Raw genomic sequence first — 18,489 nt, 5'->3', positions numbered from 1 at the left:
TTCATTCAGTCCGGCAACTTTCTATTAATCACCGGTTAATCGTCGGCCAGCATCGTGCCTCTCACTTGTAACGGCACCGGATGGCTCATGCGTCGATTTTTGCTGCTCTTTATGCTCCTGCTCTCGGGTTTCGCCCACGCAGGCTCAAATCCGTTCGAGAGCAAACCCGAGTTCCTGCCGGTCGAAAAGGCCTTTGTTTTTACTTCCGAGCGCCTCGATTCGGGGGAAATGCAGCTGTATTGGCAGATCGCCGACGGTTATTACCTGTATCAGAAACGTCTGAAATTCGATGGCCTGGCACCCGAGCACCTGCCGGTGTTGCCGCAAGGCGAGTCGCACAGTGATGAATTTTTCGGCGAACAGCCGGTTTATCGCCAAGGCCTGGAATTGAAAATTCCTGCCGGGGCGACGGGTCAGATCAAAGTGGGTTTCCAGGGCTGCGCCGATGCCGGCCTGTGTTATCCGCCGCAAACCCAGGTCATTGATCTCGGTGGCGCGGCGGCGACGATTGCCGCCACGCAGGCACCGGATCAAGCGCTGGCCAGCAACCTGCAACAACGCGCGTTGAGCTGGAGTTTGCTGGTGTTCTTCGGCCTCGGTCTGTTGCTGGCGTTCACGCCGTGCACGTTGCCGATGTTGCCGATTCTCGCTGGACTGATCGTCGGCAGCGGCGCCTCGCCCAAACGCGGTTTCGCGTTGGCCAGCAGTTACGTGATTTGCATGGCGTTGGTGTACGCGGCGCTGGGCGTGTTGGCGGCATTGTTGGGTGGCAATCTTCAGGCGCTCCTGCAAAACCCTTGGTTGCTCGGCAGTTTCGCAGCGGTATTCGTGCTGCTGGCGTTGCCGATGTTTGGCTTCTTCGAATTGCAATTACCCGTGGCGTTGCGCGATCGGCTGGAACACGCCTCGCGCCAGCAAAGCGGTGGCAGCCTGATCGGCGCCGGCGTGCTCGGCGCGTTGTCGGGGCTGCTGGTCGGGCCGTGCATGACCGCGCCACTTGCCGGCGCGCTGCTGTATATCGCGCAGAGCGGCAATGCCGTGCACGGCGGGCTGATCCTGTTTGCCATGGGCATTGGCATGGGCATTCCGCTGCTGTTGCTGGTGACTGTCGGCAACCGTTTCCTGCCCAAACCCGGCGCGTGGATGAATCTGCTCAAAGGCGTGTTCGGTTTTCTGTTCCTCGCCACCGCGCTGTTCATGTTGCGCCCGGTGCTGGATCAATCGCTGTGGCTCGGTCTGTGTGGCGCATTGTTGTTGATCGCCGCATACAGCGCCTGGAAACAGTCGGAGGGTTTCGGCCGGGTCGCTCAACTGTTCGGCGCCAGCGCGCTGTTGCTCGGTCTGTGGGGCAGTTTGGCGGTGATCGGTGCGGCGGGCGGCAGCGATGACCTGTTCAAACCGTTGCAGGTGTATACCGCGTCCGCTTCCGGCAACGCCGCCAACCCGGTCGGCCACGACGCCTTCACCACGGTCAACAACCCTGCCGCCCTGCAAAACGAGCTCGATGCGGCGCAGGCTCAGGGTCAATGGGTGCTGCTGGATTACTACGCCGATTGGTGCGTAGCGTGCAAGGTCATGGAAAAACAGGTGTTCGGCAAACCGCAGGTATTGGACGCGTTGAAAGATGTGCGCTTGCTACGGCTGGACGTCACCGCCGACAATGCCGCCAGCCGCGAACTGCTCGGCCGCTATAAAGTGCCGGGGCCACCGAGCCTGCTGTGGATCGGCGCCGATGGTGTCGAACGCCGCAGCCAGCGCATCACCGGCGAAGTCGATGCGCAGACTTTCCTGCAACGCTGGACCACCACCCGAGATGCTCATTAATGCTGACTTTTACCCTCGGCACCTTTGCCATTGCGCTTAACCACCTGCTGCTGATCAGTGCCCTGGCGCTGGCGACTTTCGTCGGTTGGCGGGTGGCCAAGCGCGGCGGCGAGAACCCCGAGTCGGCGCTGTTCAGCCTGTTCCTGCTGGGCATGTTGGCGGCGCGGGTGAGTTTCGTGATCGCCTATTGGGCGCATTACCGCAACGATCCTTGGCAGATCATCGATCTGCGCGATGGCGGTTTCCTCGCCTGGCCGGGGGTGATCGTGCTGTTGCTGGCGGCGCTGTATCGCGGCTGGCGACGGCCAGGTTTGCGTCGGCCACTGGGTTTTGGCGCTGGCAGCGGCCTGCTGTTCTGGTTGCTGGCAACCTTCTCCCTGACCATTTACGAGCAAGGCACGCGCCTGCCGGACGTCACGTTGGTCAATGCTGCTGGCGAGAACGTCAAACTCAGCGACTATCAAGGAGGCCCGTTGGTGATCAATCTCTGGGCGACTTGGTGTCCGCCGTGTCGCCGGGAAATGCCGGTGCTGGAAAACGCCCAGCATCAGCGCCCGGACCTGACCTTCCTGTTCGTCAACCAGGCCGAAAGCATGCAAAGCGTCAGCACTTACCTGGAAACCCAGGGCTTGAGCCTGTCCAACGTGTTGTTTGATCGCGGCGGACGCTTGGGTCAGGCCGTCGGTTCGATGGCATTGCCGACTACGCTGTTCTATAGCAATGACGGCCGTCTGCTGACCAGCCATCTGGGCGAGTTGTCGGAAGCCAGCCTGGCCCGCGCGCTGGAAAATTTCGACACGCCCACCGCCGCCACTCCTGCCACCTCGGCCACATCGACCACCTCTGCAAGGAAACTGCCATGCCCCGCCTCCGCCATCTGCTGACCCTGACTCTGGGTGCTGCGCTGCTGCACCTGCCGGCGGTGCAGGCCGCCGAAGAACTGCCCGAGGCGATCAAGAAGATTGAAGCCAAAGGTGCAAAAATCGTCGGCCAGTTCGATGCACCGGACGGTTTGCGCGGTTACGCCGCGCAGTATCAGAACCGCGGCATGGCGCTGTACCTGACGCCCGATGGCAAACACGTGCTGCTCGGCAACCTGTACGACGCCGACGGCAATGACCTGAGCAGCGCGCCGTTGCAGAAGCTGGTCTACGCGCCAATGTCCAAGGAAGTCTGGGGCAAGATGGAAGCGAGCAACTGGATCGCCGACGGCAAAAAGGATGCGCCGCGCATCGTTTACTTGTTCAGCGACCCGAACTGCCCTTACTGCAACATGTTCTGGGAACAGGCGCGGCCGTGGGTCGATTCCGGCAAGGTGCAGTTGCGGCACATTATGGTCGGGATCATCCGCGAAGACAGCCCGGCGAAATCCGCCGCGCTGCTCGCCGCCAAAGACCCAAGCCAGGCGTTGGCCGATCACGAAAAGGCTGGCAAGCAAAGCAAGCTCAAGGCCTTGAAAGACGTGCCACCGGCGATCCAGGCAAAACTCGCGGCGAACATGCAATTGATGGACGACCTTGAGTTGCAAGCAACCCCGGCGATTTTCTACATGGACGACAAGGGCGAATTGCAGCAACAGCAAGGCGCGCCGTCGCCGGACAAATTGCAGAAAATCCTCGGACCCAAGTAAGCCCCCACCGACGCCTTCGCGGGCAAGCCTCGCTCCTACAGAGGGAATGCGATCCCCTGTAGGAGCGAGGCTTGCCCGCGAAGGGGCCCGAATGAACTACTAATTCCTTTCAGCCAAAAACCTCAACAACGCCTCAGTGACAAACTCCGGATTCTCCAGATTGGAAATATGCCCCGCCTCCGGCACCAGCACACACTCGCAGCCAATCAACCCGGCCATCTCGCGCGCTTCCGAGGGTGGCCGTGGTTTGTCCTGATCGCCACACATCACCAAGGTCGTTGCTGCATCCAGCTCGGGCAGGCGCGCGAGCAAATCGTCCCGCCCAAAAGTAATCCGCCCCATCGGCACGATGCTCTCGCGCAGGCGTACGGCCGGCAGCGCCGCCAACGAAGCACGGAAATCCTGATACAACGCCGACTGCGGATCGATGCCTGGCCGGAAGAAGATCGGCACCACGATGTCCAGCAGTTGCGGCGCGATCACGCCAGTGTCTTCGATCTGTTTGAACAGCGAGAAATAGTATTGGCGGGTTGGCTCCGGCTCGACGCCGACGTAAGTGTCCATCAGCACCAGACCGTTGAGCCGCTGCGGTGCCGACAGCGCCAGGCGCACGCCCCACATGCCGCCGACCGACAGGCCGACCAGCGTCACGCGATCAATGTCCAAGTGATCGAGCAGCGCCAGTGCCTGGCGGGCGATGTCATCCAGTGAAGTGGTGCCGTCCGGTAATGGCCCGGACTGGCCGTGGCCCCACAGGTCCAGGGCGATGACCCGGTATTGCTGCGACAGTGCGGCAATCTGCGGCGCCCACATGTTTTGGTCCCACAGATAACTGCCGGCCAGCAACACGGCCGGGCCGGTGCCTTGATCGGTGTAATGAAGGGATTGTCCGTCCAGGGTTGCGAAAGGCATGGGTGATTCCTCTGCAAAAAAAATGGCACGGGAAGACTGGGCTGCTGGTGCTCGACAGTCAACTTTGCGCGGTCAGAATTGACGCCTTCGCGGGCAAGCCTCGCTCCTACAGGTTTGCGGTGATCGTGCGATCAACACTGTTCCTGTAGGAGCAAGGCTTGCCCGCGAAGAGGCCCTGACAGACGCTAAAGAATCAAAGCCCTTCCAACTCCGCCATCAGATCGTTCAACCGATCGACTTTCTCTTCGGTGATATCACTCGCCGCCAAGCCTTCGATGTACTCAGCCAGTTCCGCCACCGAACTGCACTCGAACATCGCCCGCAGCGGCACATTGCGTTGCAGGGCTTTTTGCACGCGCGAGGCGATTTGCGTCGCCAGCAGCGAATGGCCGCCGAGTTCGAAGAAATTGTCGCGCACACCGACCTGATCGACCTTGAGCACTTCGGCCCAGATATCCGCCAGGGTCTGCTCCAGCTCATTGCGCGGCGCCAGATAATCCTGACTCTGCAACTGGCCGATCTCCAGCGCCGGCAAGGCTTTGCGATCGAGTTTGCCGTTGGCGTTCAGCGGCAATTTGTCGAGCCACAACCAATGCAGCGGCACCATGTATTCCGGCAGTTCGGCGCGCAGGCGTTGCTTGATGCGTTCCAGGCGTTCGCCCGGATTGAGCGCCGAATCCGCCGCCCCCGTGCTTGCCACCAAGAACCCGACCAAGTGCTTGCCGTTGACGCCTTCCTGCACCCCGACCGCCGCATCGCGCACTTCCGGTTGCTCGTGCAGACGCGCTTCGATTTCGCCCAACTCGATGCGATAACCGCGAATCTTCACTTGATGGTCGATACGCCCGACGTATTCCAGCACGCCGTCACTGCGCCGACGGGCCAGGTCGCCAGTGCGATACAAGCGATCACCCGGCGCACCGAACGGGTTCGGCACAAACACCTGCGCGGTGCGCAGCGGATCGCTGACATAGCCGCGCCCAACCCCGGTGCCGGCGACACACAACTCGCCCACTGCACCCAACGGCACCAGTTCCAGCGCGCCATCGAGCAGGTACAAACGGTTGTTGTCGGTCGGCGTACCAATCGGCAAATAGCTGCCGCGCGTCGACGCCATGTCAACACGGAAGAACGCCACGTCGTCCGAACATTCCGCCGGGCCGTAAGCATTCACCAGACCAATCTGCGGGTAACGCAGCAGCCATTGGTGCGCCAGTTCCGGCGGCATTGCTTCGCCGGTCGGCAGCATCCAGCGCAGGCCATCGAGGCTCATGCGCTCCTGGCCGAGCATGCCCTGAATCAGCGACGGCACGCTTTCCAGCACGGTGATGCCCTGGCTCTGTACGTGCGCCAGCAAACCTTGCGGATCATGGGCGATGGTGTTCGGCACGATGTCCACGCGCGCGCCGAACAGCGGCGCGGCGAGGAACTGCCAGACCGAAATATCGAAGCTTTGCGAAGCGGTTTGCGCAATCACGTCTGCTGCGCTCAGGTTCAGGTACGGCACCTTGCTCAACTGGTTATTGAGCATGCCGCGCTGTTCGACCATCACGCCTTTCGGCAAACCGGTCGAGCCCGAGGTGTAGATCACGTACGCGAGGATATCCGGCGCGCTGTAGATGCCCGGGTTTTGCACCGAAGCATCGCTCGCCTGCACGTCTTCCCAGACCAGTAATTTCGGCCGTTCGGAACAGGCGAATTCATCCAGCAACGCCAGCGCCTGTTCGTGGCAAACCTGCGTGCAGACCAGCAACGGCGTGCGGCTGAGGTCGATGATCCGGCTCAGTCGCTGGCTCGGCAGGCCCGGATCCAGCGGCAGATAACCCGCGCCAGCCTTGAAGCTGCCGATAATCATGCCGAGCAGATCGAGGTTACGTTCGGCCAGCAACGCCACCGGTTGATCGAGGCCGACCCCAGCGGCGATCAACGCATGCCCGAGGCGGTTGCTGCGCTGGTTGAGCTCGACGTAACTGTGCAAGCGGTCGAGGCAACTTGCGGCGATGCGCTGCGGATGCTGCGCGACCTGCGCCTCGAACAACTCGACGTAGCTCTGCTCCAGCGGATATTCATGCGCGCTTTGATTGCAGCCGTGGATCAGGAACTCCTGTTCCTCGTCGCCCAGCAGCGGCAAGTCGGCCATGTCGCCATGGAAACCTGCGACCAGCGCCAGCAGCAGACGCTTGAACTCGCCGAGCATGCGTTCGATGGTGCTTTCGTCGAAATAACGCTGGTCATACGACAGGTGCAAACCGAGGTCGTCGCCCGGATAGCAAACCGCCGTCAGCGGGAAGTTGGTGTGCGTGCGGCCCGAATCCGAGGTGGCGTTAAGGCTTTGCGCGCGGTCCAGCACCGAGACTTCCACCGGGGCGTTTTCGAACACGAAAAGACTGTCGAACAGCGGCTGGCCCTTCGGCAATTCACTGTTTTCCTGAATGGTCACCAGCGGCAGGTATTCGTACTCGCGCAGTTGCATGTTGCTGTCGAGCAAACCGCTGAGCCACTGGCGAACGCTGCAACGCTGATCGTCTTCGGGCATTTTGACCCGCAGCGCGATGCTGTTGATGAACAGCCCGACGGTGCGTTGCATCTCCGGCATTTCCACCGGACGCCCGGCCACCGTGACGCCGAACAGCACGTCGCGATCACCGCTCAAACGGCGCAAAACCAGCGCCCACGCCGCTTGGGCGAAGGTGTTGATGGTCAGTTGATGGGCCTGCGCTAGTTCACGCAATTGCGCGCCGTCACGGGCATCCAGTCGGGTGTAGCGGTCGCCGACGATCATGCCGCCGCTGTCACCCGCGTGTTCTCGCAGGAACGGTCGGTCGCTGGGGATCGGCGTGGTGCGTTCGAAGCCTTGCAGGTTGCTTTTCCACCACTGCCGCGCCTCGCTGAGGCTTTGCCGTTGCAGCCAGCCAATGTAGTCGCGATAGCGCGGCGGCACGGCCAATTGCGCGTCGCGGCCCTCGCCCAGCGCCATGTAGATTTCGAAGAAATCGTTCATCAGCAGCGAACGGCACCAAGCATCGATAAGGATGTGGTGGTTGCTCATCATGAACCAGTAACGCGCTGCGCCGACCTTGATCAGACGCAAGTGGAACGGTGCCTGATTGAGCAAATCGAAGCCGGTTTCGCGCTCGTTTTTCAGCAACGCTTGCAGCTGCGGTTCTTGCTCGGCCTCGGCCATCGCGGTCCAGTCGAGGTACTCGATCGGCGTGCTGCCCGGTGTGTGAATCACTTGCAGCATGTCTTCGCCGACGTTCCAGCAGAACGACGCGCGCAACGCTTCGTGACGCGCAATCACCGCTTGCCAGGCCTCGGCAAAACGCTGCGGATCGAGCTCGCTGTTGATGCGATAGCGATCCTGCATGTAATACAGGCCGGTGCCCGGTTCCAGCAGCGTGTGCAGCAACATGCCTTCCTGCATCGGCGTCAGCGGGTAGACGTCCTCAATCAGCGCCGCAGGAATCGGCAGTGCATCGAGTTGCGCCTGGGTCAGCCGGGCCAACGGGAAGTCCGACGGCGTCAGGCCACCGGCATCGCCGTGCAAGCAATGTTCGATCAGGCTGCGCAGCTCGGCGACGTATGCGCTCGCCAGCTCATTAATGGTTTGCGGGTCGTGACGCTCAGCGCTGAAGGTCCAGCGCAGCAGCAGTTCACCGCCATACACCTGACTGTCGACACTCAGCTCGTTCGGCAGCGGCGCGTGCGCATCGTGGGCCGCGCCGACTGCTTCATCGAGCGGGCGGAACAACGCGTCGGCGCCGAAGCTCTGGTCGAACTGGCCGAGGTAGTTGAAGGTGATCGGCGCCACCGGCAACGCGCTCATGGTCTGCCGGCACAGGTCATCGGCGAGGTAACGCAACACGCCATAACCGAGGCCTTTGTGCGGCACGCTGCGCAGTTGTTCCTTGATCGCCTTGATCGACGCGCCCTGCCCGTCCGCCGGGGTCAACCGCAGCGGATAAGCGCTGGTGAACCAACCGACGGTGCGGGTCAGGTCGATCTCGTCGAACAGGGTTTCGCGGCCATGACCTTCGAGTTGAATCAGCGCCGATTGCTCGCCGCTCCAGCGGCACATCACCCGGGCCAATGCGGTCAGCAGCAAGTCGTTGACCTGCGTGCGATAAGCGCTTGGTGCCTGCTGCAGCAACTGCCGGGTGCGCTCGGCATCGAGGCGCACGCTGACGGTTTGCGCATGCCGGTGCTGCTGGCCGCCCTGCGGGTCATCACACGGCAATTGGCTGACCGGCCCGGCCAGTTGCGCCTGCCACCAATCGAGTTCTTCGCGCAGCGATTCGCTACCGGCATAGGCCTGCAAACGCGCGGTCCAGTCTTTGAAAGCACTGGTTTTCGCCGGCAGATTCAGCGCTTGCCCGGTATCGAGTTGACGGTAAACGGTCTGCAGATCGTCGAGCAAAACCCGCCAAGAAACGCCGTCGACCACCAAGTGGTGAATCGCGATAAACAAGCGTTGCTGCCCTTCAGGACCATCGACCAGCAGCGCGCGCAATAGCGGCCCTTGCTGCAGATCGAGGCTGCGTTGCGCGTCGGCGAACAGCGCCGCGCACTTGTCCATGGACGAAACGCGCACTTGCCAGAGGATCGGGCTGTCGTTGATCGCCTGGTGCTCGGCACGCCACTGACCATCGGCCGCGGTGAAGCGCAGGCGCAAGGCGTCATGCTGCTCGATCACCGCCAGCAGCGCTTGCTCGAGGCGATGCGCGTCCAGCGCGCTGGTCGGTTGCAGCAGCAACGCCTGGTTCCAGTGTTGGCGCTGGGGAATATCGGTGTCGAAGAACCAGTGCTGAATCGGCGTCAGACGCGCTTCGCCGGCGAGCAGACCCTGCTCGGCGCTGACCTGCTCGGTGCGCGTCGCGACGGCGGCAAGCGTCTGCACCGTTTGATGCTGGAACAAGTCGCGCGGGCTGAAGTGAATGCCTTGCTGACGCGCACGGCTGACCACTTGAATAGACAGGATCGAGTCGCCGCCGAGTTCGAAGAAGTTGTCGTTGAGCCCGACCTGCGCGACGTTCAGCACTTCGCACCAGATCCCGGCCAGCGTCAGTTCCAGTTCATTGCTCGGCGCCACGTAATGCTGACGATTGAGCTGCGGGTCCGGCGCTGGCAATGCGCGGCGGTCGAGCTTGCCGTTGGCGGTCAGCGGCATGCTCGCGAGCAGGATCAGGTGCGTCGGCACCATGTAATCCGGCAGCTGCGACTTGAGGTGCGCCTTCAACGCTTCACGCAAGATGGCTTGTTGCGCTTCATCCTGTTCGGCGATGTCCGTCACCAGATAACCGACCAACTGCTTGCCGCTCGGCGCGTCCAGCGCCAGCACCACTGCTTCGCGAATCGAGGCATGTTCGAGCAAACGCGTTTCGATCTCGCCGAGTTCGATGCGGAACCCACGGATCTTCACTTGATGGTCAATCCGCCCGAGGTATTCCACCAATCCGTCAGCGCGCTGGCGCACCAGGTCGCCGGTGCGGTAGATACGCCCGCCATTGGCCGCGAACGGGTCGGCGACAAAGCGCTCGGCGGTCATCCCGGCGCGCTGGTGATAACCCTGCGCGAGGCCTGCGCCGCCGACGTACAACTCGCCGGTCGCGCCTTGCGGCACCAGCGCCAGATCGGCGTCGAGAATGTACGCGACACGCGCGCCGATCACGCTACCGATCGGCACGCTGCCGAGGCCTTCCTCCAGCACTTGCGGGGCCAGGCTGGCGAGTGGCATGACCACGGTTTCGGTCGGGCCGTACGCGTTGAAAAACACGCTCGGCTGGAACGCTGCGCGAATCCGCGCCAGGTGTTCACCGGTTAACGCTTCGCCGCCGGTGATGCACATGCGCACCGGCAGCGTTTCGCCCTGAGTCGCCAGCCACTGCGCCAATTGGCTGCCGTAGCTTGGAGTGAAACCGAGGACGTTGATCTGGTGCTGACGAATCAACCCGCAGATTTCTTCCGCGTCCCACTGCCCTTGAGCGCGCAACACCACTTGTGCGCCGCTCAACAACGGCACCAGCAGGCGCTCGGTGGCGGCGTCAAAGTTGATCGAATAGAAGTGCAACTCGCAATCGTCCGGGCGCATGCCGAAACGCTCGATCACCGCTTGGCAGTGCATGGCAATTTCACCGTGCGAGACCACCACGCCTTTCGGTTTCCCGGTCGAACCCGAGGTGTAAATCAGGTACGCCTGATGTTGCGGCAGGCTGATAAATGGCAACTCGCTGGCCGGGTAATGGGCCAGTTCGGCGGCGTCTTCTTCGAGGCAGCAACGGGCCACGGTCGCCGGCAATTCACCCAGCGCGTTGAACATCGCCTGGTCGCTGAGCAGCAAACCGATGCCGCTGTCTTCGATCATGTAATGCAGGCGATCGAGCGGGTATTCCGGATCGAGCGGCACATAAGCGCCGCCAGCCTTGAGAATCGCCAGCAGGCCGATGACCATTTCCAGCGAGCGCTCCAGCGCGAGGCCGACGCGCACTTGCGGGCCGACACCACGCTCGCGGAGCATCCAGGCCAGGCGATTGGCGCGGCTGTCGAGTTCGGCGTAGCTCAGGGTTTCGCCGGCGAAGGTCAGCGCCGGTGCGTCTTTGCGCGCCAGTGCCTGCTCGCTGAACAGGTGATGAATGCACTGGTCGAGGCGATGTTGGCCCGGCTCGATGCCGAGGCTGTCGAGCAGGTTTTGCTGTTCGGCGGATTCGAGCAACGGCAGCTCGCTGAGACGCTGCTGCGGATCGGCCAGCAACGCTTCGAGCAGATTGCGCCAATGCCCGGCCATGCGCGCAATGCGCGGCTCATCGAACAAATCAGCGCTGTAAGTCAGGCAGCAACCGAGGCGATGATCGAGGTCGGTGACTTCCAGGTTGAGGTCGAATTTGGTCGCCCGCGCATCGTTGGCCAGGTACTCGACGGTCATGCCGGCGAGCGTGCGGCTCTGCTGGAATTCCCAGCGCTGCACGTTGCACATCACCTGGAACAACGGGTTGTACGCGGCACTGCGCGGCGGCTGCAACGCTTCGACCAGATGATCGAACGGCAAGTCCTGATGCGACTGGCCTTCGATCACGGTGTGGCGCACCTGCTCGAACAATTCGCCGACCGACATCTGCCCGTCGAGTTGGCAACGCAGCACTTGCGTATTAAGGAACGCGCCGATCAGCCCTTCGCTTTCCGGGCGAATGCGGTTGGCCACCGGCGCGCCGATGCGCAAATCGCTCTGGCCGCTGTAGCGGTAAAGCAGCACGGCGAGCGCAGCGGTCATGGTCATGAACAGGGTCAGACCGTTTTGTGCATTGAACGCCCGAACCCGCGCCGCAAGGTCGTCGCTCAGGTCAAAGCGGTACAGTTCGCCCTGGTGACTTTGCACCGGCGGACGCGGACGGTCGGCGGGCAATTCCAGCAGCGGATGTTCGCGGCCCAGTTGCGTGGTCCAGTAATCGAGCTGACGTTGGCGCTCGCCGGACTCCAGCCACTGACGCTGCCACACGCTGTAATCGAGGTATTGCACCGGCAACGGCTGCAACGGCGATTCGCGGTCATCGACGAACGCTTCGTAAAGCGCGCTGAGTTCGCGGGCGAAAATATCCATCGCCCAGCCTTCGGTGACGATGTGGTGCAAGGTCAGCACCAGGTAATGTTCCTGCTTGGCGGTCTTGACCAGACAGGCGCGCAGCAGCGGACCGGTTTCCAGGTCGAACGGCTTGTGCGCCTCAGCGTCGGCCAGTTGCTGGACCTGCGATTCGCGGCCATCGGCATCGAGTGCGGTGAAGTCCTTCCAGTCCATGCGCAGGCCAGTGTCGGCGTGCACCTGTTGCCGCGCCACGCCATTAATGCTCGGGAACGTGGTGCGCAGGGTTTCGTGGCGAATGATCAGCGCTTGCAGCGCCGCTTCAAAACGCCCGACATCCAGCACGCCGCGCAACCGCGCCATGCCGCCGACGTTATAAGCCGGGCTGTCCGGCTCCATTTGCCAGAGGAACCACATGCGTTGCTGCGAATACGACAGCGGCACCGCTTGGCTGCGATCGACCTTGTCGATCGGTGGCTGGCGGTTGGTGTTGCCGCTGACCTGAATCAGCCGCACTTGCTCGGCAAACGCGCCGAGTTCGCTGTTTTCGAACAAGGCGCGCAACGGCAATTCGACGTCGCAGGCCTGGCGTGTGCGGGAGATGATTTGCGTCGCCAGCAGCGAATGTCCGCCGAGGGCAAAGAAGTCGTCGCGCAGGCCGATTTGCTGCAGGCCCAGCACTTCGCGCCAGATAGCGGCGATTTGGCGTTCGAGTTCGCTCACCGGTTCGACGTGTTCGCGCACCTGCCATTGCGGCTCCGGCAAGGCGCGACGGTCGAGTTTGCCGCTCGGGCTCAGGGGCATTTCCTCGAGGCGCATCAGTTGCGCCGGAACCATGTATTCCGGCAACTCGGCGGCCAGTGCGGCTGTCAGGCGTACGGATTGCTGGTCTGCGGATTCGTCGCTGGCAGTTGTTGTGTAGTAACCGATCAACTGGCCGCCGGCAGCGGTTTCGCGCACCAGCACCACGGCTTGCGCCACACCTGATTGCGCGAGCAGCCGCGCTTCGATCTCTTGCGGCTCGACGCGGAAACCACGCAGTTTGACCTGCTGATCGAGGCGCCCGAGGTATTCGATCACGCCATCAGCGCTCCAGCGCGCGCGGTCGCCAGTGCGGTACAAGCGCGCGCCCTGCTCGCTCAGTGGGTCGACGACAAACCGTTCGGCGGTCAGCGCCGGACGCCGCAGATAACCGCGCGCCAGACCAATACCGCTGATGCACAATTCGCCCGGCACCCCGGCCGGCACCGGGTTGAGCTCGCTGTCGAGCACCCGGCAAATCACGTTGCCCAGCGGCCGGCCAATCGGCGAGCGCTCGCCATCGGCGCTGGTGCAATGCCAATGCGTGACGTTGATCGCGGTTTCGGTCGGGCCATAACGGTTGTGCAATTGCACCGCCGGCAGTTGCTCGAGCACGCGGTTACGCAGCTCCGCCGGCAATGCTTCGCCACCGGAGAAAACCCGGCGCAGGCTGGTGCATTCAGCGGTCAGCGGTTCTTCGATAAACAACGCCAACAGCGGCGGCACGAAGTGCAGCGTGGTCACGCCGTATTGCTGAACCAGTTGCGCGATGCGATGCGGATCGCGGTGTTCACCGGGGCCGGCAATCAGCAAACGCGCGCCGGTGATCAACGGCCAGAAGCATTCCCACACCGACACGTCGAAACTGATCGGTGCTTTTTGCATCAGCACGTCGGTTTCGTCGAGGCGATAGGTGTTCTGCATCCATTGCAAACGTTCAGCGAGGGCGGCGTGGGTGTTGCCGACGCCTTTTGGCTGGCCGGTCGAACCGGAGGTGTAAATCACGTAGGCGAGGTTGTCGCCGTGCAAGTGCAGGCCCGGCGCCTGACTCGGCCAGTTTTCCAGGTGCAGGGCGTCCATGGCGATGACGCTGACACCGTCGGTGGCCGGCAAGCGCTCGAGCAAGGCCGTCTGGGTCAGGAGCAATTCGACCCCGCTGTCGCTGAGCATGTAAGCGAGGCGCTCGGCCGGGTAATCCGGGTCCAGCGGCACATAGGCGCCGCCAGCCTTGATGATCGCCAGCAGGCCGATCAACAGTTGCGGCGAACGCTCGGCAGCGATGGCCACGCACACGTCCGGGCCGACGCCTTTGTCGCGCAGGTAATGCGCCAGGCGATTGGCTTGGGCGTGCAGTTCGGCGAAGTCGATTTGCCCGCCGTCCCAGATCAACGCGGTGCGCTGCGGGGTCAGCAGCACTTGCTCATTGAGCCGTTGCGGCAGCCATTGGCTGGCAGGTGTGCACGGCGCCGTGCTCCATTTCTGCTGTTGCTCGGCCTCGCTCGGATTGAGCAATTGCAGATCGCCGATAGCGCGTTGCGGCTGCTCGCAGACATTACGCAGCAAGTTGCTGAAATGCTCGGCCAGGCGCTCGATGGTCGCCGCGTCGAACAGCTCGTCGGCGTAGTCGAAGGACAGGCTCAACCGCCCGTTGCGGTCTTCTTCACTGTGCAATTGCAGGTCGAACTTGGCTTCGCGGCTGTGCCACGGCAGCTCTTCGGCGAGCAACCCCGGCAAGCGGCGCAAGGCGCTCAAGTCGCGTTGCTGGTGGTTGAACACGACCTGGAACAAACCGGATTCGCGCGCCTGCGGAAACGCTTCCAGCAGTTGCTCGAACGGCACGTCCTGATGAGCTTGCGCGCCCAATGTCGCTTGCCGGGTTTGCGCCAGCAGCTCACGGAACGGCAGCCGCGAATCGACCTCGGCGCGCAGCACTTGGGTGTTGATGAAGAAGCCGATCAAGCCTTGGGTTTCCAGGCGCGGCCGGTTGGCATTCGGCACGCCGACGCGGATATCGCGCTGGCCACTGTAGCGATGCAACAGGCTCTGAAATGCGCTCAACAGCAGCATGAACGGCGTCGCTTGGTGCGCGAGCGCAGTCTGGCGAATCGCTTCGCTGAGGCTCGCGCCCAGACGCACGGTGTGGCGTGCGGCGCTGTGCCGCTGTTGCGCCGAGCGCGGGTGATCGGTGGCCAGGCTCAGCAGCGGATGCTCATCGCCCAACTGTTCTGTCCAATAGGCGAGTTGGCGCTCGCCCTCACCTTGCGCCAGCCATTGACGCTGCCAACTGCCGTAATCGGCGTACTGGGTTGGCAGCGCCGCAAGGTTGGCGGTTTGCCCCTGCGAAGCGGCGGCGTACAGGCGCGAGAACTCGTCGATCAAGACGTTCAGCGACCAACCGTCAGCAATGATGTGGTGCAGCGTCACCAGCAGTTGATGGTCCTCGTCGTCGAGGCGCACCAGTGTCACCCAAAGCAATGGGCCTTTTTGCAGATCAAACTGAGTGCGCGCCTCGTCTTCACGGATTTGTTGCGCGCGCACTTCGCGCTTATCGACCGGCAAGTCGCTGATGTCGATCAGTTGCAGATTGAATTCAGCAGCGCCATCCACCTGTTGCAACGCCACGCCGTCGCGCTCGAAGAAGCGCGTGCGCAGCGATTCGTGACGCTCGATCAACTGCTGGAAACTGCTGCGCAACGCGTCTTCATCGAGTTCGCCGCGCAGACGCAACGCTCCGGGAATGTTGTAGGCGCTGCTGTGCGGATCGAGTTGCCAGGTGATCCACAAACGGTTTTGCGCCAGCGATTGCGGCAGCGCTTCGCTGCGCGACAACAGGTTGATCGCGCCTTGGGCCTGGCCGCCGTCCTCCTGCAATTGCGCGACCGCAGCGGCAAACTCGCCGAGGCTCGGCGCTTCGAATAACAGGCGCAGGTTCAGTTCCAGGCCCAACGTTTCACGCAAGCGCGCGACCACTTGCGTGGCAGCGATGGAATTGCCGCCGAGGAGGAAAAAGTGATCGTCGGCGTTGACCTGTTTGACTCCGAGCTGTTCGCACCAGAGGTTGCCGATCAGCGTTTGCAGCTCGGATGCGGATTGCGTCGCCGCCGCGCTTTCGGCGGTTGCCGACGGAAACAACGCGTAGCTGTCGAGGCTGCCGTCCGCCAGGCGATTACGGCACGCCGAGCGTTGCAGTTTGCCGCTGGACGTCTTCGGCAGCGCACCGGGATTGAGCAACACCACCACGCTCGGCGCTTGCTGATACGCCTCGGCCACGGCTTGGCGGATGGCTTTGATCAGCGCTTCGGGCGGCAGAATTTTCTGCACGCTGCGGCTGATTTCTGCGGCGATGCCGATGCCTTCTTCGCCATCGACATTGATCGCGAACGCGGCGACGCGCCCCTTGCGCACCACTTCGACTTCGCGCTCGACGGTCTGCTCGATGTCCTGCGGATAGAGGTTGTGGCCGCGCACGATGAGCATGTCTTTCAGGCGCCCGGTGACGAACAATTCACCGTCGCGCATGAACCCCAGATCGCCGGTGCGCAGCCAAGTGCGGCCCGCGTGTTCGACGAACGTTTTGCTGCTGGCCTCGGGGTTGCGCCAATAACCGTGTGCGATGCTCGGCCCGGCGGCCCAGACTTCGCCGACGGCGTTATCGGCCAGTTCGGTTAACGCCACCGGCTCGACGATCAGCACCGCGTGATCCGGCTGGCTGATGCCGCAACTCATGATCGCCGCGCCCTCGCCTGCTTCGGCGCGGTTTTGCGCCAAGGCTTGATCGTCGACTCGCAAATTGCCGATGCCGTGGCCGCGCGGGGTGCCGGCGACAAACAGTGTGGCCTCGGCCAAACCGTAGGACGCCATGAAGCTATTTTCGGTAAAACCGCACGCGGCGAATTTCTCGGCGAAGCGTTCCAGCGTGTCGAGGCGGATCGGCTCGGAGCCGGAATAGGCCACGCGCCAGCCGCTGAGATCGAGGCGCTCCAGCGCCGATTCACTGACCCGCTCGCTGCACAAACGATAGGCGAAATCCGGGCCGCCGCTGATGGTGCCACCGTACTCGCTGATCGCTTCCAGCCAGCGCAACGGCCGACCGAGGAAATACGCCGGCGACATCAACACGCACGGCACGCCGCTGAAAATCGGCTGCAACAGACCGCCGATCAAACCCATGTCGTGGTACAGCGGCAGCCAACTGACGATGACGTCGTTGGGGTTCAGATCGATGCCAAAACCATGGCGGATCAGCAGTTCGTTGGCCACCAGATTGCCGTGGCTGACTTGCACGCCTTTGGGCAACGCGGTCGAGCCGGAGGTGTATTGCAGGAAGGCAATGTGCTCGCCTTCAAGCTCGGGCAAAACCCAATCCTCGGCCAACGCGGCGTCGAGGGTATCAACGCACAACAGCGGCGGCGCGCCGTCGATTTGCGACAAGGCGTCTTGCTGACCGGCGCTGGTCAACAGCAGGCGCGGTTCGGCGTCGCTGATGATCGACAGCAAGCGTTCCTGGTGATGACGTTTGGCCGATTCCGGCGGATAGGCCGGCACCGCGATCACCCCGGCATACAGGCAACCGAAAAACGCCGCGACGTAATCCGGGCCGCTGGGAAACAGCAGCACCGCGCGATCGCCAAACGCCGCTTCGGCCTGCAATGCGCCGGCAATGGTGCGGGCGCGCTGATCGAGGTCGCGATAACTGAGGACTACCGTTTGATCCGCGGTTTCGGCGAGAAAACGCAAAGCCACTCGATCCGGCGTCAGGGCCGCGCGGCGCTGGAGGGCTTGGACCAGTGTGCTGGGGAGTTCGAACGCGTCGGTCATGAGGTTTCCTGCCTGAATTCGGCTTGCAAGTTGGAATCGGTTTTCGCTGGTCACGCGCAAAAAATGGCGTGCAGGACGCGGTCTTCGCCGACCGCGCAAGGCTTGGGAATGCTGTTATGGCGCGGCTCGAAAGCGCTGCCATTCACCAATGAGAACGATTGATGTCTTGAAATAATTAGTCGGCGGGCTGCAAACGCAACAGGGCTGGGCGCGACAGCGTGTCGCAGTTCGCACTCTGCACTTTTGTGGAGCATTAATTCTCTTTCTCAATTGACAATCATTATCATTCAACATAATTTGTCGCTCGATGTGTAGGACGGCTCAGCTCCCCTGGTCGCCCCACAACCCTATTTGCAGCAAGGTGATTTCCATGACGGAACAAGTATCCACAAGCAGGTGCGATTCACCGCTACTTCAGGCCTTCGTCGACAACCGACTGATTCTGGTCAAAATCGCAGCACGCATTACCGGCTGCCGGTCGCGGGCTGAGGACGTGGTGCAAGACGCGTTTTTCCGGCTGCAATCAGCGCCGCAGATCACGTCTTCGTTCAAGGCGCAGCTCAGCTACCTGTTCCAGATCGTGCGCAACCTGGCGATCGATCACTACCGCAAGCAGGCGCTTGAGCAGAAATATTCGGGGCCTGAAGAAGAGGGTTTGAACGTGGTCATCCAGGGCGCTTCGCCGGAAACCTCGCACATCAATTTCTCGACCCTGGAAAACATCGCCGACGCGCTGACCGAGCTGCCGAGCCGCACGCGTTACGCGTTTGAGATGTACCGTTTGCACGGCGTGCCGCAGAAGGACATCGCCAAGGAACTCGGGGTGTCGCCGACACTGGTGAACTTCATGATTCGCGACGCGCTGGTGCATTGCCGCAAAGTCTCGGGCAGCCGCGCGGATACCTTTGCCCGTCGTTAAAAGCATCGCGGGCAA

At 62.4% G+C, this 18,489-nt stretch carries 6 protein-coding genes; 4 read left to right on the top strand and 2 right to left on the bottom strand.

Translation table 11 applies throughout. The annotated features are described in order from the left end of the window. The first annotated feature begins 87 nt into the window (after positions 1-87). Genes dsbD through dsbG form a run of 3 tightly spaced genes read left to right on the top strand, consistent with a single transcriptional unit; the run spans position 88 to position 3,454 of the window. Positions 88-1,824, top strand: a complete 1,737-nt coding sequence (gene dsbD, locus BLU01_RS22565) for a protein-disulfide reductase DsbD (protein ID WP_092279646.1) — start codon at positions 88-90, stop codon at positions 1,822-1,824. Further along, on the top strand, positions 1,824-2,708 hold the full coding sequence (locus BLU01_RS22560) for a TlpA disulfide reductase family protein (protein WP_092279644.1): 885 nt from the start codon (positions 1,824-1,826) through the stop codon (positions 2,706-2,708). The genes dsbD and BLU01_RS22560 overlap by 1 nt, the downstream gene beginning before the upstream one ends. Then, complete coding sequence (gene dsbG, locus BLU01_RS22555) at positions 2,684-3,454, top strand: thiol:disulfide interchange protein DsbG (RefSeq protein WP_092279642.1); 771 nt, start codon at positions 2,684-2,686, stop codon at positions 3,452-3,454. Before BLU01_RS22560 ends, dsbG begins: the two co-directional genes overlap by 25 nt. Positions 3,455-3,553: 99 nt before the next feature. On the opposite strand, the gene BLU01_RS22550 is transcribed toward dsbG, so the two are convergent. Together BLU01_RS22550 and BLU01_RS22545 are read right to left on the bottom strand one after the other, a co-directional pair. Beyond that, the gene (locus BLU01_RS22550) at positions 3,554-4,366 is read right to left on the bottom strand and encodes an alpha/beta fold hydrolase (protein ID WP_092279640.1); all 813 of its coding nucleotides are present in this window, start codon (positions 4,364-4,366) and stop codon (positions 3,554-3,556) included. 193 nt (positions 4,367-4,559) lie between these two features. After that, positions 4,560-17,555 carry a non-ribosomal peptide synthetase gene (locus BLU01_RS22545; RefSeq protein ID WP_092279638.1) on the bottom strand — a complete coding sequence of 4,332 codons (12,996 nt, stop codon included), beginning with the start codon at positions 17,553-17,555 and terminating at the stop codon, positions 4,560-4,562. Between the two features lie 370 nt (positions 17,556-17,925). Between BLU01_RS22545 and BLU01_RS22540 the strand changes: the two genes are divergently transcribed. Beyond that, positions 17,926-18,474: an RNA polymerase factor sigma-70 gene (locus BLU01_RS22540; protein WP_056856344.1), complete on the top strand. Its 549-nt coding sequence runs from the start codon at positions 17,926-17,928 to the stop codon at positions 18,472-18,474. Positions 18,475-18,489 lie beyond the last annotated feature (15 nt).

Origin of the sequence: Pseudomonas prosekii, assembly GCF_900105155.1 — a bacterium.
Taxonomy (GTDB): Bacteria; Pseudomonadota; Gammaproteobacteria; order Pseudomonadales; family Pseudomonadaceae; genus Aquipseudomonas; species Aquipseudomonas prosekii.
Note: the sequence above shows the minus strand (reverse complement) of the source record. Positions and strands in the feature narration are given on the sequence as shown.

Coding starts and splice junctions, on each gene's coding strand:
- dsbD (WP_092279646.1), top strand. CDS start 88: ATGCGTCGATTTTTGCTGCTCTTTATGCTCCTGCTCTCGGGTTTCGCC.
- BLU01_RS22560 (WP_092279644.1), top strand. CDS start 1,824: ATGCTGACTTTTACCCTCGGCACCTTTGCCATTGCGCTTAACCACCTG.
- dsbG (WP_092279642.1), top strand. CDS start 2,684: ATGCCCCGCCTCCGCCATCTGCTGACCCTGACTCTGGGTGCTGCGCTG.
- BLU01_RS22550 (WP_092279640.1), bottom strand. CDS start 4,366: ATGCCTTTCGCAACCCTGGACGGACAATCCCTTCATTACACCGATCAA.
- BLU01_RS22545 (WP_092279638.1), bottom strand. CDS start 17,555: ATGACCGACGCGTTCGAACTCCCCAGCACACTGGTCCAAGCCCTCCAG.
- BLU01_RS22540 (WP_056856344.1), top strand. CDS start 17,926: ATGACGGAACAAGTATCCACAAGCAGGTGCGATTCACCGCTACTTCAG.